The organism is uncultured Gimesia sp. (assembly GCF_963972345.1).
In the GTDB taxonomy this organism is placed as follows: Bacteria; Planctomycetota; Planctomycetia; order Planctomycetales; family Planctomycetaceae; genus Gimesia.
This window is the reverse complement of sequence record NZ_CAXAVM010000072.1, coordinates 13,859-33,849: the sequence shown is the minus strand read 5'-3', so window position 1 is coordinate 33,849 and position 19,991 is coordinate 13,859. Positions and strand designations below refer to the sequence as shown.

Here is a 19,991-nt window from a genome sequence, read left to right as displayed (position 1 = left end):
GCCACCGACTATCGCAAAGACATGGTCGGGCCGGGTATCGGAATGGCAACCTATGGCGGTGCCCTGTTCCTGTTCCCACCCCGGCACGTACACGACATCTGGAATGAGATTCAGTTCGACTTTGTCGATACACTCGAAGAACGACTGCTGGTCGCTGCCTGCCACTACAGCCAGGAACCACATATCGCCCTGCTGAGTGCAGCCCCTCCCGGTGTCGGCTGGCGGAGACTGGCAAAACGTTATCAGAAAAAACTAATCCACGTTCCGCTGGGACGCTTCAGCCAGGAAACCATCCAGCAACTGAGAATGTTCCACGTTCTCAACGGCCAGAATATCCGCAGTTTTGCTGCCCATTACATCAGAAAAGCCTGATCGATTCTGCCTTAATACAATGACCGGTAGCGGATAAGAATACATTGTTAGTTTTTTTAATTAAATACCCGCGAACCAGATTTTACCGTGTTCATTGCCTGCAAAACCCATTAGAATGCAGGTTGTTTTAAAATTCATCCTGCTATGCTTTCACTCCCATATCAACGGAGAACCAGACTATGTCCGATTCGGTTAATCGTCGCACTTTTCTTGGTCAATCAGCGGCAGCAGCCACAGCTGCCAGCTTTGCGGCACCGGCCATTCTTTCCGCCGCCAATAATGCCCCCAGCAAAAAAGTCACCATCGGCATCATGGGGATGCAGCGCGGTCTTGCGTTAGCGAAAACCTTTGGTGCCCTGGATGGCGTCGAAATCAAATATGTCTGTGACACAGACGATACCCGCGCTGCCAACGCCGCAAAAACGGTGGAAAAAGCGACTAAAAAAGCCCCTCAGGCCATCGGCGATTTCCGCAAGATCCTGGACGACAAAGAAGTGGACGCACTGATCGTCGCTGCCCCTAACCACTGGCATTCCCCCGCGACGATTCTGGGTTGCTCAGCCGGCAAAAACGTGTATGTCGAAAAACCCTGCAGCCACAACCCCAAAGAAGGCGAAATGATGGTCGCCGCCGCCCGCAAAAATAAAAAAGCGGTTCAAATGGGCAGCCAGCGCCGCAGCAGCGAATCCATTCAGGAAGGGATTCAGAAAGTCAAAGAGGGAGTGATCGGCGATGTCTACCTCGCACGCGCCTTTTATGAAAGCGCCCGCGGTCCCATTGGAACCGGTAAACCAGCGGCTGTTCCCAGCGATCTGAATTACGATCTCTGGCAGGGCCCTGCTCCCCGTCAGAAATACGTGGATAACCTGATCCACTACAACTGGCACTGGTTCTGGAAGTATGGCAACGGTGAACTGGGCAACAACGGTGTGCACTCACTGGATATCTGCCGCTGGGGTCTGGATGTCGATTATCCTACCCGCGTTGTTTCCAGCGGCGGTCGTTACGCCTACGACGACGATCAGCAGACACCGGATACCCAGGTCGTCGCTTACGAATTTGATGGCGGCAAACAGATCACCTGGCAGGGAACCAGCTGCAATCGCCACAAAAACGACTTCGTGACCTTCTTCGGCAGCAAGGGGACATTAATCGTTGGTACCTCCGGCGGTTATCGTATTCTGGATGCCAAGGACAAAGAGATCGAAAACACAAGCGGCGGACAGGGCATGAGCGAACACGCTCAGAACTTCATTGATGCCATCCGCAACAATGAGCCGCTCAATCTGAATGCCGAAATCGAAATCGGACACAAGAGCACCCTGCTCTGCCACATTGGAAACATCGCACACCGTACCGGTCGTACGATGACCTGCGATCCCTCCAACGGCCATATTCAGAATGACGAAGAAGCCATGACCTTCTGGACTCGTGAATACGAACCAGGCTGGGAACCCAAAGTCTAAGCTTTCAGCAAGAGAAAAACAAAAGGGAGTCGGTCACAGATCGACTCCCTTTTTTCATGCGCTGGCATCTGGAAATAAAAAAGACACCTTCAATCGAGCGTGACTGAAGGTGTCTTGCATGGTACTGGAAATATAGCCGAGTTTGATTTAAAGCTTGTCTGCCAGCTTTTTGGCGGCATCTTTCACCTGATTGGGATTCGTCATGGAACCCAGTTTTTTCGCCTCTTCAGCCAACTCCGGCTTGCCGGCCTGTTCCAGGCTTTCTGGAATTCCAAAGAAGCTGCTGTCGACGACTCCCGTTTCGGCAATCGCGTTCAGACTCGTTTTGACGGCAGATAAATCCTGAGCCGGTGGCGTTTCCTGATTCGCAGGCGCTGTTTCACCAGTCCCTCCTCCTCCACAACCAACCAGCATGAAACTCAGCAATACACAGGTATAACCCAGTTTGTACATTTCGAACGCCCCTTTCTTAAGACTTGTGACCACGGTGTTTTCCAGAGCGCATCACAATTTTCTATAGCGTCTCTTGAGTGATTCTACGTGGCCCAAATGGACCTGAAGACGTTAGAGTAAAGCGGGACACAGTCTGATTCTGATTTAACGAAAGAAAATCAGCCCGGCAACGGATCCTGCCGAGCTGATTCCTGGAAGTCATTGTGATATCACTGGATTACTCGTTGATGCTGACAGTGGCACCATCGGCAATTGCTCCCAGCCGCTGCCAGTTCAGTAAATCAATATTATCTGAAACAAAGTGCACAGAACCATCGGCCATCAGCACATGGGCACCGCCGGTGTGACGACTGCGTGCTGCCTGTGCAGCGGGTGCATCACCACCAGCGTGGCCACCAGATCCGGTACTGCAGTCAGCATTGGGTGAATTCGGAGGATTGAGGGTGTTGAACCAGCACTCATCAGCCCGCATCCAGCGTGATCCACGGTGGGTGTAAAAACTGCCTGATGCAGGAGTGGCACAGGCAGTCCCGTAGGAAGCCAGTTGCGCCTGACTGGGAAATGCGACTTCAGTTCTGTCTTCCGGTCCTGTCCAGGTAATCCCTCTTGTTACATCACCACTGAGATTAAATTGACCACTATTGTTAGAGCCCACAACTCGCTCACTCATGGCAATCACGTTAGATGTACCATCCAGAATATCAGAGACGCGGGTCACAATACCGTATCGCGCAAAGCCGTTCTGGACTCCCAGATTGACAGCCCAACCCATATTGGGGCCTGCCGAAACATAGTAGTTCAAATGCCCTTCCCCATAGTTTGTATAACGAGGATCGGAGGGACAACGGAATACGCCAATGCCGGCATTACGGTTGTTTGTGTTAGGAGCCTCTTCACAGGAGAACTGGAAGTCAAACTGGTTGTAAATGGAGGCCTGATCCAGGAAAGGCAGCAGCATCGCCTGCTGACTGAAACCGGTCCAGGGTTTGATCCCCGGAGAACTGCCGTGGTAATAGGCAGCCAGGGTCATCTGACCGAAACAGCCATGGCTTTCATGATAATTGTGCAAGGCCAGACCGAACTGTTTCAGGTTGTTCTTACATTGTGAGCGGCGGGCAGCTTCCCGCGCCTGTTGCACCGCTGGTAGCAGTAGCGCAATCAAAATTGCAATAATTGCGATAACAACGAGTAATTCAATCAGCGTGAAAGCTCGTCTCCTTAGTAGGTGTTTCATGTGACTCTCCTGCAGGATAAAAGAAAAAAGCAATATGCGCCAATCAATATAAAAAATAACGCCCGTGCAAAATCTATATTGGCGGCTCGCATAAAAAGAATACTGGACTCTGCGCAATGCATATTCCAGCATCGTCTATCTTATGAATTTTTCTTTATAACTCAATATTTTCCACACAAATATGTAGTCAAATTAATTCATATTTACGCAGGATTGTTTTTTAAAGTATTTAATTATATAGGCTTATAACGACACCTCACCTTGTCAGTTTGTACTCACCCCTGAGCGAAGTGTCGCGATATTGACACTTTTATGGATTGCCTGAACTCAAATCTGCCCCAATAGAGACAGGCTCCTCTAGCAGATTAGTAGCATTTAACTGCAGCGATTTCACTTCCTGCTGAATTCCTGACGGCCAGTAAACTGTTAAACTATCTACCGTTACGCCTTCAGGGATACCCCAGTGAACCCGCAGATCACCAGAAGAAAGATAACTCCCGCCCCCTTTTACCTGTCTTGCCTGATCTCCTGAGGAAGTATGCAACACCAGCCGTGCCCCCACGGCATCTCGATTACTTCGAGCACCGATCAAGCGCACGAATATCCAGTTTCCCTCGGCCTGGGTTGTATTTCGGAGAATCGCGGGGGGATCACTGAAATTTGATACCGCCAGATCAAGTTTTCCGTCATCGTTGAAGTCTGCCAGCGCCAACCCTCTGCCGGTATGCGACTGTCCCAGATAAGAACTCTCATCATATTGGATCTGCGCAAATCGCCCTCCCCGATTTTCCAGATAGAGGGGTTTCTGTCGAAACGGCGAGTTGAGTGAGTAGTACGCAACATGTCCGTTGACTACAAACACATCTTCATCTCCATCCAGATCGAAGTCGGCACAGACGGTCCCGAAACCGACAAACAGCGATCCGATCGAGGTGACGCCCGTATCATTACTGATGTGCAGAAACTGGGCCTCCCCATCATTCCGATACAGGGCAAATGCTTCTTTCTCATAGTTCGCGACCCACAGATCAGGTAACCCGTCCAGGTTATAGTCCAGAATGTCGACGCCCATGCTCCCATTCGGCGTTGCGCGATCATCCACGGCCGCTCCATTGATGATCCCCACCTCTTCGAGTTTTCCCCGCCCATCATTCAGGTAGAGAAAATTCTCCACTGCATCGTTACACACATAAACGTCGAGGTCATTATCATTATCCAGGTCGGCCATGATCACCCCCAGACCTTTGCCTTCCGGGACCAGCCCTGCTTCATCGGAGGCATCGTAAAAGGTACCGTCACCCCGGTTATAAAACACCAGATCCCTCACCCCTTTAAATGAATGCGGGGAGCAGACATCAGGCACGCCAGGCGTCAGTTGGCACTCCGGATGATTCTCAAAAGACCAGTCCGCATATTGTGCCAGATAGAGATCCAGCAAACCGTCGCCATTCAAGTCACCCCAGCCGGCACTCGATCCCCAGAAACAGTCTCGCAAACCGGCTTCAACGGAGGTTTCTTCAAATGTACCATCGCCCATGTTTCGCCAGAAAATGGAACCGCCGTAGCCGGTGACAATCAGATCCTGAAAACCATCATTGTCATAATCGCCTGCCGAACATCCATTGCTGTAGAAAGCAGCCAGTTCCATCCCCGCCTGACCGGTCCGGTCCCTGAATTTCCATTCCCCCTCCTGTCGCAGGAGAATTGAGGGATATCCGCGGGTCGTCTGCCCTTCAAACGTACCACCGCCGGTATAGAACAGGTCCAGTTCGCCATCACGATCATAATCAAAGACCGCCGTACCGCCGCCCAGTGTTTCCAGAATCGCCAGTTCTTTCGCATCTCTCCCGTTGCGATACACAAACTCCGATTTCTGCTCAGGCCAGAGATCGACGAATTCAGGCCGGATGCCGGTGTCCGAGGGCTCAATGGCAGCGCGTTCCTTCGCCTGCTGTTCTGTTTCTGCAGTCTCTGACTGGCAGCCACTGACACACAGGCATAAACCGGCGCAAAACATCATCCAGGTCCTGGAAACTGACATCCCCCGTCGAGTACAGTATTTCGAAAAATGATTAAGCAACTAAATCTGCTTTCTGTTGAAATTTTAGTGAGGAATCTCAATCATCACGATTGCCTGTGGATGACGGAGCCGGTTTCGGCGTCGCCTGTAAAGCATCTGCCTGCTTACGATGTAATTTTGCCAGTCTTTGAAAACTTTCGCCTCGTGACAGATTGTCTTCATAATACCGGGCCAGTTCCCGATGCGCACCGGCATGATCCGGCTGATAAAGTAATACACTGTTGAGCCAGACGATACCCTGTTCTTTCGAGACATACTTCAGGTACATTCTCCCAATCTGAAAACGTAACTCCGCATCATTGGGTTTCAGTTGAACCTGGTCCAGTAACTGCTGTATTTCCGCCAGCGCATCATTGGTTTCCTTGATCTCATGGCTGAGCGCTTTCGCTTCTGTTTTTCTGCCCAGGCGACTGTAAACCAGAGCCAGGGAATTTTTGATCCCCAGGTCCATTGGATTCGTCTCAGCGGCAGGTTCCAGCCATTTCAAGGCAGCATCATAATTTTTATCTGCCAGTTCCAGGTTCCCCATCGCCAGGTGCGCCGCTGTCAGGGCCTCAAACTTGTGATCCCCCATTGCCTGGTATTCTGCCTGCAACTGTTCGTTACTCAATGCCAGGACTTCCCGCAGTAACTGCTTTGCCTCCTCATTCCTGTTCAACAGTCGCAGACAACGTGCCACGCCCACCTTGGCGGGCGCCTGATTCTCTGTGGAGTCGATGGCACGCCGGTAAAACACCAGCGCCTGCTCTGTTTTTTTCAAGGTCAACTGAATTCGTCCCAGGCTATAGGCAGCCGGTGCATACCCGGGGTCTTTTTTTAATGTCGTCTGATATTCATCAATCGCTTCCTGCCAGGCAAGTTTATGTTCATACATTCTGCCTCGCATGAAATTCGGCAAAGGATCATCGGGAAAATCAGCCTCCCACAAATCGAGAATCTGCAATGCATCATTGAACTGATAATTTAAAATACAGCTGTTAACGTAGGTCTCACAGATATCCTGGATGCTGCCGGCAGGCTCGATCAGCATTTCACTGAGATGCCTCTGGAGATCTGAATTGTCACCAATCTGTGCCTTCAGCAGCCATTGTTCCTGTTGAAACTCGTCTGTCGAGCCCGCCAGTTCATAATAGTTCTTCAATGCTGCATAAGCCTGCTCCATATCATGCGACTTTCGATAAGCGCGGGCCAGCAGAATCCTGGTTCTGGCATTCTGATCATCCAGGATTTGTGCGTAAGCAAGCCATTTCAACGACCGTTCCGGATCACGGGACAGCAGATTGGATTCAGCGCGCCCCTGCAGAAAATCAATCCAGAATCCCCGCGCCCACAAAGGAGAACTCAACACAACCATCAGCAGACCGACTGACAGAAATATCCTTTTATTTCGTGAACGGGAAATGGATCTGGTTTGAACTTGGTCACTCACGTTACTTGTCAATCGCACACTGCAAAGGTGGTGTCAGGCAGGAAAAATAAGAAAGAAGCATCTTTGCTTCGCCTGGCTAATTTTAGAGGCCCCGCGGACGGATTTCCTGTCCAAATCGGAAAATGACCGCTAAAAATGCCGATTTCACTGCTGTTCACGTCGGTTGTCATGCCTGTAGAACAAATTAAGAAACACGCTTGAGGTAAACACGATCAAACGTGTTGACGCGTTCTGATCCCTTCTGTCATACGTGATTCGTCCCCCCGTTGTTGGCTCTCAGCCTGCAGGGATAAATCGTTATTTCAATTGAAAGCGGAAGCAAATCCGGTTCAATTCCCCTGTTACGACCGGTAATATCAAAGACTCTGTGTTCGTTCTCACTTCTGATATAACCACGACAGATGAGATGTCGGTATCAAATAACATTCGGGGAGACCATCTCCATGAAATATTACAGTTGCTTACTCTGCCTGCTTTTCTTTTCCGTTACCGCTTCTGCAGCAGAAATCCAGCACATCTGGCTGACACATCAATCTCATCAGCCTGACAAAATTGTCGTGAACTGGTCCACTTCGCTGCCCGGTAACTCAATCGTGCATTTTGGACTCGCCCCGGATTCGATGACCACTGTCAAGAAAGCCGACAACACGAGTCTGCATCATGTGGAAATACCGCTCGCCGCCCGCGATGCGATTTACCACTATCGGGTCCAGACAGGAAAACTGTTTTCCGACCTGGCAACCTTCAAAGCGTATCCCACTGATAGACTCCGCGTGGCCATCGTGGCCGACTGGCAAGCACGGCCCGACCTTTCCAGTCTGCTGAAAGACGATATCCATCTGCTGCTGACTGCCGGCGATAATATCAGTAATCTCTGGCAGACCTGCGGTCCCGGCAAGCCGGATTGCATTGAACCCTATCTCAATCTGATCGGCGCCTACCCGGAGCTGTTTCGCTCAACGCCGTTTATGCCGATTCTGGGAAATCATGATCGGGAAGTTTATCCGCGGGGTAAACAGCCGCCCGAACATGCCGTCTACGATGTGGAAGCAACCGCCTTTCGCCGTTTTTTTGAACTGCCTGATGAAGAATGGAAATGGAAATTCGACATCCCTGAGTTTGGAATCCGCTTCGCCGCTCTCGATTTCAACCACATCTCCGACATAGGCACCACATGGCAGACCTGCCATCCCCTGGATCGTGAATCAGAGCAATACCGCTGGTATGAATCCGTGACCCAAAAACACCCCGGTCACCTGGTAACACTCTACAACGAGCGGAATGCCACCATGCGCGGTCAACTGCAGGGTGAGTGGCACAAGCTGTTTCAGCGAGGAACGCTCTGCGTGACCGGATTCGGCTACTTCGCTGAACGGGCCGAAGTTGACGGCGTGACGTATTACAACTCGTCACTCAGTGGCACGGGGACGCAGTATCCGGATCCCCATTCAAAATTCCTGGCCGGCAAAGACAGCTACCTGCTGCTGACCTGCGATCGAAATTCGGGTGTGCTGACAGTGGAATTGAAAAGCCTGAAAAACGAAGTACTGGATCGACAGCAATTTTCCCCGCGCTCAGAGAAGTAAGCTGATCGACAAACGCCGTTTTTTCACCGCAGTCTGATCCAGGGTTGAATAGACTGACTCCGATTACTTTTCAGTCGTAGAAGTAGCCCGCTGGTTCAGCTCCGGGATCTCATCGGGAACCGAAAAATACATGTCGTCCCTTGGCTTTTCCTGTCGACTCAATTTGTGGAGCTGATCGGGTTGCAGCGCATGCGGCATCAGCGAACAGCCGGTCGACAGCAGTGACAGACCAGGCAGAACCAGTATCAGACACACTCGAATCAGAACGTTCATTTTGAATTTTCCATGGAAAACTTTTACAGGTTATGCCGCTGCAAAACGTCACTCCCGTAATTCTGCATGCGGACTGAAATCACGTTCCGGAATATGATCGGGAACGGAGAAGTAAGTGTCCTGGCGCGGCGCCGGCCCACGATTCAGTTTATGCCATTGACTGGGCTGCAGCGCATGTGGCAGCATTTCACAACCCGAGGCAAAAAAGGACAGGCTGGGAATGATCACTATGATGAGTGCTTTTGAGAGAACTTTCATTGAGAGAATCCCGTTTCATAAAATCTAAAGTTCGTTCAATTCACTGTCACGTCTTTGCGACTCAATCCGGACGTACTGCGCGGAATGGAATCCAGCCTGGACGGGCAACAATTCCATTCACTCGCGCGCAGGCAAAAAAAGGCGAACCTGTTGCTCGTCTTTCAAAAAAGTGAATATCAATAGTAACTGGTTGGATTGAGTAGTGAGAGATGAGGCAGGGATTCTAGTCAGACACTGCCTGCCTGCCAAGACCGATTTATCTGCAAAATCTGCCGATGAAAGCGTTAAACGGGTGTTTTTCGAGCGCGCAATTCCTGTAACTGCTGTTTCAACTGCATCACCAGTGCCAGCGCAGATTCATTTTCGGGCATAAATCGGCTGCTGGCATAGGTCTGATACCACTGCGCTACCCCCTGATTTTGTATCCGCCGGGAAAACTGCATCAATGTTTCCCCCGGCTTTCGCACAAGTTTCTGCTTTGCCAGCAGCCGATCCATTTGCGCCAGCAGCAGGTGCAACTCCTGAATATGAATCGGGTTTTGTTTAAAGGCCGCCCGCTTCCTGAGAACTTTCAGCAGGCATCGATACCCCCATTGAAAAATAAACCAGAGTCCGACACCCAGAACCAGCAACATCAACGGGAGTTGTGCTTCCGACAATGCCAGGATCCATTGACCCTGCTGTAACGCTGTTTTCAGCCGGGCGAACTGGCCAATAAAGGATTCCCAGTACTGGCGTGTGCCACTGGGGGCATAGTATTCCGGTTGCCCTGCTGCAGGCGTTGATTCGACAGTCACCCAGCCTCGTTCCGGATCCCAGGCTTCCACCCACGCATGTGCATGTCGATTCCGGGCCACCCAGTATTGATCGTAGTGATTGCGTTCCCGCACAACGTATCCCGTCACATAGCGGCACGGGACACCAGCGAGCCTCAACAGCAATGCCGACCCGGAGGCAAAATACTCGCAATGTGCCTTGGGCTTTTCCAGCAGAAAGTACGTAATCGGATCGACGCGCCGCGGTATTGTAATTCCGAGTTCATACTCATAGTTATTCTGGAAGTACGTCTGAACCCGTTCGATCTTTTCCGCCGGTGTCTCACATCCGGCAAAGACCTCTCTAGACAGCTCACGAATTTCGGGCGAAATATTGTATGGCAACTGGAGCAGACGTTTTAATGCCTGCGGCGATTCGGGACGATGAGGCAACTGGTGACGCGGATAATACAGTGAATAAGGGAACCCGCTTTCCATTGATCGCGACGTCAGGATATCCTGGCTGTCAAACTGCACACTGTCGGCAACGGCATAAACCAGGGGGGTATTCAAGGGAGCAAAAATGTGTCCCGATATTTCAGACCAGACCTGGTACTCAATCCAGTTGGATGACTTGGCCTGCCCCATCTGAAACCAGGTGCCATCCTGAGGCACACTGGCCTGCACACCTGCGGGAGGGACTGCAATGATGGCGGCATTATGATTTCCGATTTCTGAATGCCACTCGGAGTTGAAAAACTGGACAAAGGCCCTCCCCCGAAAGTAGCCCGGTTCATCGGTCGACTGTACGCGGAGTTTGATCTGTTCTGCGCCCGCATCAAACTGTTTACTCAGACTGCCGAGACGGGATATTGTGGAAAATCCGGCCCGCGATGCCAGACCGCCTGTGCGCGGCTCGATCAACCGGTAATACAACTGATCCAGTTCGCGTTCGTACCGATCCAGGCCCGTCGCCGTTAACCAGCCCATCAGACAGATCACAACAAAAAAACCGGTACGAATTACATACACAGACCAGCGCTTCTTTTCCGGACTGACTGGTTTCCGGACGGCATGCCCCCATTGATAGAACACGCCCGTCAACAGAATGTATCCGAATACCAGAACCTGGTAGTACCGGCCTTTCGAGCCATAAACCAGAATGTCCCCGATCAGGATAAATGCCACAATGCCAAACAGCGGAAACGCATTGGGCAGAAAACGATCAAAATGGCTGTCAAACATCTGGCGCAGTTGCACGGTAATGACAAACTGAGCCGCCGCATAAGCCAGAGGCGTGCGTATCGCCAGTCGGTCCAGGCCAAATTCATGCTGGTACAACATGTACTTAGCCATAAACAGAATAGCCAGCAGACTGGTTGTCCAGAATACCTGACGTCGCGAAAACGGATACCGTAACAAAGGCACATACGACAGCGCCGCCAGGACAATGATGCTGGAAGGGAAGAACAGCGTCTCAGACAGTATCCCGAACGCAGCACATTCCAGGCTGAGCATGGTGAATGCGATGGTACGCTGGGCATTCATAACGATTCCACCTTCCCCTTCGCAATCTCATCCGGAGTGAACTGGTAAGCAGGTCCAAATTCATCCGCATTATAGGGAAGCGTTGTATCACCATCGTGAATGATAATCGTCTTCAGACTGGAACCGGAATCCAGCACGGCACGCGCCATCTGTTCGCGTTGTGTGTCCCAGTCCAGAAAGATGCACACGGCCGTCGAAACATTGGACAATTCTTCAAATACGGCCGGACCAATGGTCTCAAACGGATCATCCAGGCAGCGGTCGACACATGCCAGAATCTCCAGCACATTATCAAAGTGTGCCGTATGCCGACCAGCTCGAAAAACGTATAACTCGGGACCTGCAGCAAACAGGTCGATCAGATATTCGCCTCGCGATAACGCGTCTGCAATGGAAGCTGTCAGACTGATTCCTGCCTCGAGTGCATTCATCGGCGGCGTCTCAGTCGCAGTCAGCTGATATCGCTGACCAATTGATTTCAGTTTCTCGACCAGCCACGGATCGGGGGGCATGTAAGTATCCAGAATCAATGCGATCCGGCAGTAATATTCTTCCTGGTACTCTCGCACCACAGGCTTACCCAGCCGCGCCCACGACCGAAAATCCAGACGACGGGCCGGCTCACCCGGAACATATTCACGGTTACCAATATACTCGGGAGATTCACCCACATTGGAAGTCAGCGCGATTCCCCCCGGCTGGAACTTACTGCCCACCGGCAGGTCAACACTGTTCAAGCGATGAAAGGCAGGTAACACCAGCAATGATTTTCCAGGTAAAGCTGCATTGCCGGAACGGTTGAGATGAAAGGGAAACAACGTATGCACGCCCAGCTTAGGCAGCGCATAAAAGCCGCGCTGCGGTGCATCGATGGTAACGGTGACATCGACCGATTCACCCCGGGGCAGATAGCCAAGGGTATCATCGCGGTCCGTCTGCGACAGCGGTCGTTCCAGCCAGCGAAACGCGACGGCCATATCATAAATGGGTAACCAGCCCCGGTTCGTCACCGTGAAATTTCCCACCGCGGGCTGCCCGGCTGTGGTCTGGGCAGGAAAATCTCCCTTCAGATCGCAACGGGGTCGAAATACCCAGGAAGCGATTCCATCCACCAGGATCAGCGCCATCAACACGCTGAACAGGTTATAAATGGGGACCGATACGGAAATTGTTCCAATGCCTGACAGAAAGAATCCGAACAGCAGGATCTTTCCCGGATAGGTCATGCGGTAATACCAGTAATGCTTGTGCATCCGCACGAGCAGCAGGCGATTGGTAAAGGAATCTTTTTTCCTGATCTTTGATGAATAAGGATCGTATTCCGAGACATGCATAACTGAATCAACGTTTCACTTTGAGAGATCCGGGATGCCTCCGCACGCATCACTTTGCCCCAGATAAATCACGATCGGGCTACGTAGGCACTTTTACTTTACTCACGATATCCTTCACAACATCCAGCTTGGTAATACTGCTGTATTTGGCTTTCGAAGTTAATATCAACCGATGTGCCAGCACATATTCTCCCATATGCTGCACATCATCGGGTAATACAAAATTACGATTTTTCAGGAACGCGATTGCCTGGGAGGCCCGGAACAGCATCAGCGAACCCCGGGGGCTGACGCCTAATTTCAAGCGCGGATCATTGCGCGTGGCATTGACCAGGTCAATCATGTAACGAGCGACACTCTGATCGACGTGTACCGTTTTTACCTGGTCCTGCATCTGAACCACTTCCTCATGATTCAACACCCGCTCCAGATGATCCACCGGATGCTCTGTGGACTGCGAAAATAAAATGTCAATTTCATTTTCCGTATCCGGATAACCCAGCTGCAGGTGAATCAGAAAACGGTCCAGCTGCGCTTCGGGCAGCGGGTAGGTGCCGTGAAAATCAACCGGGTTCTGTGTCGCCAGCACAAAAAAGGGAGAAGGCAACAGATACCGCACACCTTCAATCGTCGCCTGTGCTTCACTCATCGCTTCCAGTAATGCTGACTGAGTCCGCGGTGAAGCGCGGTTGATTTCGTCGGCCAGCAGAATATTACAAAAAATCGGTCCTTCGCGAAAATGAAACGTGCCATCCACGGGATTATAAATCGAGGAACCGAGAATATCGGTCGGCAGTAAATCGGGGGTAAACTGCACCCGGTTGAAGGGGACATCCAGTGAGCGGGCCAGCGCTTTGGCCAGCGTGGTTTTTCCGGTCCCGGGTACATCTTCCATCAGGACTGAGCCGTTGGAGAGCAACGCCACCATCATCATGTCGATGCTCTCTGATTTTCCCCGTATGACGCTGCTCAGATTTTTTCTTAACAGGCTTAATTTCTGAACGTATTTTTCGCTCTGCTCCGGCAAAGTGGACTGCGCCATACGACTTCTCAACCATTTATTCTGAGTGATCAGGGAAATGCAGATTCAAATCGAATCTTCGATTCGTGTGTTCCATCACAAAGGCAAGGGATCTCTTCAATTATAGCAGATCACAGCAAAATGAAAGCACTCTCACAAAAATAATTGCCCTGAATCAAAATCAAATTTGAATATTCCATGAAGATTTTCAAGCCGTTACGAACCGGGGCGCCAGGGTTCCGGACCTCCGGGTTTCGCCTGCAAAAATTTGGCATCGGTCTCCAGGTACCACCTGTGAAGCTGTTCGCGCATCGCCGCAACACGTTCCGGATACTTCGCCGCCAGATTCTGTTTTTCTCCCAGATCGTCTTTCAGGTGATACAGGTGCACCTGCCCGTCTTCGTAGCGCTCGATCAGTTTCCAGTCCCCGATACGAATCGCACCGCCGGGAATGCCGCCCTGATTGGAATAATGCGGGTAATGCCAGTACAGCGCATCCCGTTTCAGCGATTCCTTTTCCTGGAGCACCGGTTTCAGGCTCACCCCGTCCCGATGTTGTTTCGGCTTCAGAGGCAGCCCTGCCAGGTCCAGTATCGTGGGATAAAAATCGGTCGTGATCACGGGCTCATCACTGACACTGCCCGGCGCAGTCTCCCCCGGCCAGCGAATCAGGAACACTTCCCGAATTCCCCCTTCATACAACCAGCCTTTTCCGCCGCGTAAAGGTAAGTTCGATGTGGGTGAACCTTCCGAGGTACTCAGCCCCCCATTATCGGCTGTGAGCATTACCACGGTATTCTCTGCCACTCCCGACTCTTCCAGCTGACGCAGTACCTTCCCGACCGCTTTGTCCATCGACTCCACCATCGCCGCATACACGGCATGATTCTGCAGAATCCGCACGCGTCGTTTTTCATCAACGGGAAAGACCTGCTCTTCGTCTGCAAACTCCTGTTGACCGTTCAGTCCCAGGCGTTTCGCTTTCTCTTTGTATTTGGTAACCAGCGGGCCAGGTCCCATCAACGGCGTATGCACTGAATAAAATGCAAGGTAGGCGAAGAAAGGCTCATCGCGGTGTGCGTCAATAAACTGAGCCGTCTCACTCGCCAGACGATCTGGCAGATGTTCTCCCTGCGGTCCATCTTCCAGGCGGGGGTTACCGTAAGGCGTGAAATATTTCCCCCCGCCATAAGGTCCACCACGATGCCAGCCACCACGGTTGATATCGAACCCCTGCTTTTCAGGCCAGTACTCTTCCGTAGGCCCCAGATGCCACTTACCAGCGAAAAATGTGGAATACCCGTGTTCCTTGAGTGCTTCCGCAATCGTTATTTCGCTTAACGGCATCTGATCGTTGAGGGGAGCCGGTAGAAATTTCCCCGCGCGTTTGCCGGAAAAGAAGTTCGTCGCATCCACACGCGTCGGATATTTTCCTGTCATAATACTGTAGCGCGTCGGACTGCAGACCGGATTGGCGGCGTACCCGTTAGTAAATCGCATACCGGTCTTCGCCAGCTGATTGATGTGCGGCGTTTCATAAAAAGTCTGCGGGTTATTGCACCCCACATCCATATACCCCAGGTCGTCCACCAGAATAAACACAAAGTTTAACGGCTTTTTCTGCTTCGCTGTTTCTGCGGCGGACAATTTGATGTCTGTCAGCACAACAGAGACGATGAGCATCAACATTAACGTGCAGCGCGACCTCAGTGGCATGTTGAAATTCCTCACAAGATGTGTTTCAGCTGTTTTCGATTCCGTATTGTTTCAGTTTCTTACTCAACGTGGTCCGATGCAAGCCCAGACATCGCGCTGCAGGCGCACATTGGCCATGAAATTTTTCCAGTGCGACTTCCATTACGGGAGGCTCAATCAACGCCAGCAGCTGTTCATAAATATTAGCAGCCTGTTCCGGATCCCTCAGCTGTGCTTCCGCCCACGCTTTCAACAGCACCCCGATCTCTGCTTCCGACCCTGGAGAAGTTTCACCCATCCCCAGAAACGACTGCGACACCGCTGCCGGCAGATCATCTGGCAGGATCGTTCCACCACGTGCCCGCAATGCCGCATGTTCAATCGCATTCCGCAATTCCCGCACATTGCCATACCACGGACGCCGTTCGAGTTCCGCAACTGTTTCTGATGTCAGTCGATGCTGCATCCCCGTCTGCCGATCTACGAACCGCTCCAGAAAAAATTCCGCCAGCACACGAATGTCGGCCACCCGCTTTCGCAGCGGGGGAATCTCAATCTGAAATGTACACAGGCGGAAATAGAGATCGTGTCGAAATTTTCCCTGCTTGATCAATGTCTCCAGGTTGCGATGGGTGGCGGCGATCACTCGAAAGCTGGTTTTCACCCGCTGATTCGAGCCGACAGGTAAGACTTCTCCCTCTTCCAGTGCACGCAGCAGCTTGATCTGAATCGCCAGCGGAATGTCGGCGACTTCATCCAGAAACAGGGTTCCCTGGTCCGCCTGCTCCAGAAAACCCACCCGCGCTGATTCCGCGCTGGTGAATGCACCCTGTGCGTGCCCAAACAGTTCACTTTCTGCCAGGCCCTCACTCAGTGAAGCAATATTGACCGCGACGAACGGCCCTGCTGAACGGTCGCTGAAGCGATGGATCGCCTGGGCTGCCAGCTCTTTCCCCGTTCCACTTTCTCCCGAGAGCAACACACTCGCTTCCGAGCCCGCCACCAGCGCAATCGACTTGAACACATTCTGCATCTCGGGCGTTGAACCTACCAGCCCATCCACCTGCCGCGGTTCGCCCGGCGTCAGTTCATCACGTTGGGATTCATCAATGGCTTTCTCAAGCACCCGTTCCATCTGATTCAGATCAAAGGGTTTGACAATATAGTCAAAAGCGCCTTTTCGCACCGCTTCCACTGCAGTCTGTAAATCACCATACGCCGTAATGACAATCACCGGAACAGATCCAATGCGATCATACAGTCCCTCCATCGCCGTCAACCCGTCCATGCCGGGCAGACGCACATCCATGACCACCACATCCGGACGATCTTCTTCTGCAAATTTCAAGGCCTGTTCCGCAGACGATGCCATGCGAACCTGATGGCCGAGACTTTCACCCAGCTGGCTCAGCCCCCAGCAGATCGACTCTTCGTCATCAACGATCAGTAATTTCGACACACGTGTTCTCCACCTGAATGACAGGTAACTCTACGATAAAACAGGTCTGCTGACCTCGACGTTCCCAGTGAAGCTGTCCGCCATGATTCTGTACGATTTCCCTGGCGACAAACAGCCCCAGGCCGGTTCCGTCTTTTTTGGCCGTCACCAGGGGTTCAAACATTTTATTGACTATGGCCGCCTCTGGCCCCGGCCCGGTATCTGCCACCTCTAAAATAACAGACTCCGGACCACCTGGGAACAGTTTCAGCCGGACTTCTGAATCGGACTCACCTGGAGAATCTGATTCCGTGTTCGATAGCAGTGTTGCTTCGATGGCATTCAGAATCAGGTTCGACATAAGCTGCTCCAGAGATTCCGCATCCCCCTGGACGGTTAATGGTTCTCCTGCCGATTCATTGATGAGCTGGATTCCTGCATGCCGCGCTGTCGGCTCCAGCAGACTCATCAGTTTGTCCACGATCTCATTCAGAAACACCGGTTCAAAACTGGAAAAGTGCCCGGCTTTATTCTCCAGAAAACTCTGGAGATATTGTTCGATCATACAGAGCTGACGATTGGCGACCTGCAGAGTTTCATCCTGCTCACTGTCGGCACATTTCCGCAGATACAAATCCAGTGCTATCCGGCAGCCCGTCACCGCATTCCGCAGTTGATGCGCAATCGCGCCGCGCAACTGACCCAGTGTTTTCAGCCGCTCACTCCGTTTGACTTCGTCTTCATAATCTCCCAGCAACTCCGCCATCTGGTTAATGGAAATACTCAGATCACGAATTTCGTCGTTTCGAACTGGCAGCACCATCGGCTGAAAATCCCCACGGGCAATCTGAGCCACTTTACGATCAAGTCGCTGCAACGGACGCGTCACCCTGCCGGCAATGACAGTTGCCAGTACCGCCACAACAATCAGCGCGATGCTGCCTGCCACTAACGAAGGATAAATGGCATTGGATAAAGCTTCCCGATACGCTTTGACCGGGTAATATATGTGTAAATATCGCAATTCACCCGTCCGCGCCCGCTGATGAATCTTGACGACGGCATGAAAAAAATGGGTATCTCCGGTTTCCATCACATCCGAAATCTGCAACTGGTTCCAGTCCGGAGGATTCTGCCTGACTGCCGCAGGAATAAAATCTGGTCGTGTCGAAGAGAGCACCTTGTTTTCCTGATCCACCAGCACAAAGTCAGCTCCCGACAATCCTTTGGTCTGGTTCAACACTGCCGCCGTTAATGGAAACGTGGCCTCATTCAGGGTATGTGCAATCTGGCGAAACTGATCCCGGATCTGCATTTTGATCTGATTGGTGGCCAGCCACGCGTGCAGAGAAGTCACTCCGATAATCGCACAGACCATGATCCCCACCATTGGAATCAGAATCTGGTACCGCAACGGCCAGCGCATCGATCGATTGACTTTCTGTGAATGAACTGAAATTCAAAGAAACAGACTGCAGACGAGTCAGCTTCCAGAGATTGATCCATTTTATGATAAACCCAGACCATAAAACACATTCAACCAATCAGTTCGGTCAGTATTTTTCAATTCGAACCTCTTTCGCGGTGCTTTCAAATCACCCTTCCCCGCACCCAACAACCTGTCGCAAATTTCGCCACGCCTGTCGATGCATCCGACACGCACAATTGCTCCGTTCTTCGGAGCACTTTATTCCCAACTGAAATCAGGCATAGCATCTTGAACAGAATACATATTCTAGTGAAAACGACTACTTGGGAACGTCGTTTGCGGCTATAATACAGGACTCAAACTATCCGACTACAAAGTAAGCAGGAATTTTAACATGCGCACCAGACGTGGATTTACCCTGATCGAATTGCTGGTGGTGATCGCCATCATCGCAATTTTGATCGCCCTGTTACTCCCCGCCGTCCAGCAGGCTCGTGAAGCAGCCCGCCGTACTCAATGTAAAAACCATCTCAAACAGCTGGGCCTCGCCGTTCACAATTATGTCAGCAGCTATCGTTACCTGCCTCCCGGGGCAAGCGTGGATCTGTCTGTCTCTTCTACGGGTAACAACGGCTCCTGGGGCGTGCATGGCCGAATCCTCCCACTCCTGGAACAGGGTAATCTTTATAACAACGTCGATCTCTCCATCGCCTGGGATTTCCAGACCGCCATCGATGGTCTTAAAATCCCAGTCTATGCCTGCCCCAGTGATCCGAACAGCGACCGTGTCCGCGATCCGGGTAGCGGAAAGGTGAAACTCTATCCCACCAACTATGGTTTCAATTATGGAACCTGGTTCGTCTACGATCCCACGAATGGCAGCAGTGGCAACGGCGCCTTTTATCCGAACGCCAGCCTGGGCATGGCTTCCTTTCTAGATGGCACGAGTAATACCCTGCTGGCCGCCGAAGTGAAAGGCTGGCAGCCCTATACCCGTAACGGGGGCCCTTCCACAACCACGATTCCAGGCAGTGCTTCTGCTGCCGCCACGATTGTTGCCTCGGGTGCTGACTTCAAAACCGATACCGGCCACACCGAATGGCCTGATGGCCGCGTCCACCATACCGGTTTCACTGTCACGCTGAACCCTAATACTTATGTGCCTTATACCAGCGGCGGAACCGAGTACGACGCCGACTTCAATTCGTGGCAGGAAGGAAAGGACGGCAGCGCCGGCTCACCCACCTATGCCATTATTACAGCACGCAGTTATCACACGGGTGTCGTCAATGCGGTCCTCGTCGATGGCTCTGTCAGAACAATCAGCGAAAATATTTCGCTCGATATCTGGCGCGCACTGGGCACCCGCAGTAACGGAGAAGTCCTCGGGGAATTTTAGAGCCTGTTTCGTAACAGCAATCACCAAATCCTCAGAGTGGATCTCCCTTGGGATCCACTCTTTTTTAGTGTCCATTCCGGTTTACAATCCGTTTCAGCAACGCCAGCCCGAAATCGATTTTTCCCTGCATTTCCTGCTCTCAACTTTCTTTTTGTGAATCACTGCTGTTAAGATGAATTAAGAATATATAGCCACCGCAACAGGTGATTTACAGCCTTTGA

15 protein-coding genes and 1 pseudogene are annotated in these 19,991 nt (G+C 51.7%); 4 read left to right on the top strand and 12 right to left on the bottom strand.

The annotated features are described in order from the left end of the window. Both AACZ40_RS13930 and AACZ40_RS13925 read left to right on the top strand, forming a co-directional pair. Positions 1-372, top strand: a pseudogene (locus AACZ40_RS13930) (hypothetical protein); the annotation flags it as partial. Positions 373-551: 179 nt separating this feature from the next. Next, positions 552-1,838 (top strand): Gfo/Idh/MocA family oxidoreductase, encoded by a 1,287-nt coding sequence (locus AACZ40_RS13925; protein WP_291170003.1) that lies wholly within the window; start codon positions 552-554, stop codon positions 1,836-1,838. A gap of 147 nt (positions 1,839-1,985) precedes the next feature. Here the strand turns inward: AACZ40_RS13925 and AACZ40_RS13920 are convergent, their stop codons facing one another. The 4 genes from AACZ40_RS13920 to AACZ40_RS13905 form a co-directional block, all read right to left on the bottom strand. Then, positions 1,986-2,324: a hypothetical protein gene (locus tag AACZ40_RS13920; protein ID WP_339674684.1), complete on the bottom strand. Its 339-nt coding sequence runs from the start codon at positions 2,322-2,324 to the stop codon at positions 1,986-1,988. Positions 2,325-2,508: 184 nt separating this feature from the next. Further along, positions 2,509-3,525, bottom strand: coding sequence for a DUF1559 domain-containing protein (locus AACZ40_RS13915; RefSeq protein WP_291169999.1), 1,017 nt, complete (start codon positions 3,523-3,525; stop codon positions 2,509-2,511). Positions 3,526-3,835: 310 nt separating this feature from the next. Next, on the bottom strand, positions 3,836-5,545 hold the full coding sequence (locus tag AACZ40_RS13910) for a CRTAC1 family protein (RefSeq protein ID WP_291169997.1): 1,710 nt from the start codon (positions 5,543-5,545) through the stop codon (positions 3,836-3,838). A gap of 97 nt (positions 5,546-5,642) precedes the next feature. Then, positions 5,643-6,950, bottom strand: coding sequence for a tetratricopeptide repeat protein (locus AACZ40_RS13905; protein ID WP_291169994.1), 1,308 nt, complete (start codon positions 6,948-6,950; stop codon positions 5,643-5,645). Positions 6,951-7,477: 527 nt separating this feature from the next. Between AACZ40_RS13905 and AACZ40_RS13900 the strand changes: the two genes are divergently transcribed. After that, positions 7,478-8,620, top strand: coding sequence for a metallophosphoesterase (locus tag AACZ40_RS13900; RefSeq protein ID WP_291169991.1), 1,143 nt, complete (start codon positions 7,478-7,480; stop codon positions 8,618-8,620). Between the two features lie 63 nt (positions 8,621-8,683). Here AACZ40_RS13900 and AACZ40_RS13895 read toward each other — a convergent pair whose 3' ends face one another. The 8 genes from AACZ40_RS13895 to AACZ40_RS13860 all read right to left on the bottom strand — a co-directional run bounded on the left by AACZ40_RS13895 (position 8,684) and on the right by AACZ40_RS13860 (position 18,368). Next, positions 8,684-8,893, bottom strand: coding sequence for a hypothetical protein (locus tag AACZ40_RS13895; protein ID WP_291169989.1), 210 nt, complete (start codon positions 8,891-8,893; stop codon positions 8,684-8,686). A 48-nt stretch (positions 8,894-8,941) separates the two neighbouring features. Continuing rightward, positions 8,942-9,151: a hypothetical protein gene (locus AACZ40_RS13890; protein ID WP_291169987.1), complete on the bottom strand. Its 210-nt coding sequence runs from the start codon at positions 9,149-9,151 to the stop codon at positions 8,942-8,944. Positions 9,152-9,435: 284 nt separating this feature from the next. Next, the gene (locus AACZ40_RS13885; RefSeq protein ID WP_291169984.1) at positions 9,436-11,454 is read right to left on the bottom strand and encodes a transglutaminase-like domain-containing protein; all 2,019 of its coding nucleotides are present in this window, start codon (positions 11,452-11,454) and stop codon (positions 9,436-9,438) included. Continuing rightward, positions 11,451-12,788, bottom strand: a complete 1,338-nt coding sequence (locus AACZ40_RS13880; protein WP_291169981.1) for a DUF58 domain-containing protein — start codon at positions 12,786-12,788, stop codon at positions 11,451-11,453. The genes AACZ40_RS13885 and AACZ40_RS13880 overlap by 4 nt, the downstream gene beginning before the upstream one ends. Positions 12,789-12,867: 79 nt before the next feature. Further along, positions 12,868-13,830, bottom strand: a complete 963-nt coding sequence (locus AACZ40_RS13875) for a MoxR family ATPase (RefSeq protein ID WP_291169980.1) — start codon at positions 13,828-13,830, stop codon at positions 12,868-12,870. A 195-nt stretch (positions 13,831-14,025) separates the two neighbouring features. Next, complete coding sequence (locus tag AACZ40_RS13870) at positions 14,026-15,525, bottom strand: sulfatase (protein ID WP_291169977.1); 1,500 nt, start codon at positions 15,523-15,525, stop codon at positions 14,026-14,028. A gap of 25 nt (positions 15,526-15,550) precedes the next feature. After that, complete coding sequence (locus tag AACZ40_RS13865; protein ID WP_291169974.1) at positions 15,551-16,963, bottom strand: sigma-54 dependent transcriptional regulator; 1,413 nt, start codon at positions 16,961-16,963, stop codon at positions 15,551-15,553. Then, on the bottom strand, positions 16,941-18,368 hold the full coding sequence (locus AACZ40_RS13860) for a HAMP domain-containing sensor histidine kinase (RefSeq protein WP_291169972.1): 1,428 nt from the start codon (positions 18,366-18,368) through the stop codon (positions 16,941-16,943). The genes AACZ40_RS13865 and AACZ40_RS13860 overlap by 23 nt, the downstream gene beginning before the upstream one ends. Positions 18,369-18,765: 397 nt before the next feature. On the opposite strand from AACZ40_RS13860, the gene AACZ40_RS13855 reads away from it, so the two are divergent. Continuing rightward, positions 18,766-19,770 carry a DUF1559 domain-containing protein gene (locus tag AACZ40_RS13855; protein ID WP_291169970.1) on the top strand — a complete coding sequence of 335 codons (1,005 nt, stop codon included), beginning with the start codon at positions 18,766-18,768 and terminating at the stop codon, positions 19,768-19,770. The last annotated feature ends 221 nt before the right edge of the window (positions 19,771-19,991 follow it).

Bases quoted from the DNA above. Each gene is read 5' to 3' on its own strand.
- AACZ40_RS13895 (WP_291169989.1), bottom strand. From the start codon at position 8,893: ATGAACGTTCTGATTCGAGTGTGTCTGATACTGGTTCTGCCTGGTCTG.
- AACZ40_RS13900 (WP_291169991.1), top strand. From the start codon at position 7,478: ATGAAATATTACAGTTGCTTACTCTGCCTGCTTTTCTTTTCCGTTACC.
- AACZ40_RS13880 (WP_291169981.1), bottom strand. From the start codon at position 12,788: ATGCATGTCTCGGAATACGATCCTTATTCATCAAAGATCAGGAAAAAA.
- AACZ40_RS13860 (WP_291169972.1), bottom strand. From the start codon at position 18,368: ATGCGCTGGCCGTTGCGGTACCAGATTCTGATTCCAATGGTGGGGATC.
- AACZ40_RS13910 (WP_291169997.1), bottom strand. From the start codon at position 5,545: ATGATGTTTTGCGCCGGTTTATGCCTGTGTGTCAGTGGCTGCCAGTCA.
- AACZ40_RS13925 (WP_291170003.1), top strand. From the start codon at position 552: ATGTCCGATTCGGTTAATCGTCGCACTTTTCTTGGTCAATCAGCGGCA.
- AACZ40_RS13890 (WP_291169987.1), bottom strand. From the start codon at position 9,151: ATGAAAGTTCTCTCAAAAGCACTCATCATAGTGATCATTCCCAGCCTG.
- AACZ40_RS13870 (WP_291169977.1), bottom strand. From the start codon at position 15,525: ATGCCACTGAGGTCGCGCTGCACGTTAATGTTGATGCTCATCGTCTCT.
- AACZ40_RS13875 (WP_291169980.1), bottom strand. From the start codon at position 13,830: ATGGCGCAGTCCACTTTGCCGGAGCAGAGCGAAAAATACGTTCAGAAA.
- AACZ40_RS13885 (WP_291169984.1), bottom strand. From the start codon at position 11,454: ATGAATGCCCAGCGTACCATCGCATTCACCATGCTCAGCCTGGAATGT.
- AACZ40_RS13915 (WP_291169999.1), bottom strand. From the start codon at position 3,525: ATGAAACACCTACTAAGGAGACGAGCTTTCACGCTGATTGAATTACTC.
- AACZ40_RS13855 (WP_291169970.1), top strand. From the start codon at position 18,766: ATGCGCACCAGACGTGGATTTACCCTGATCGAATTGCTGGTGGTGATC.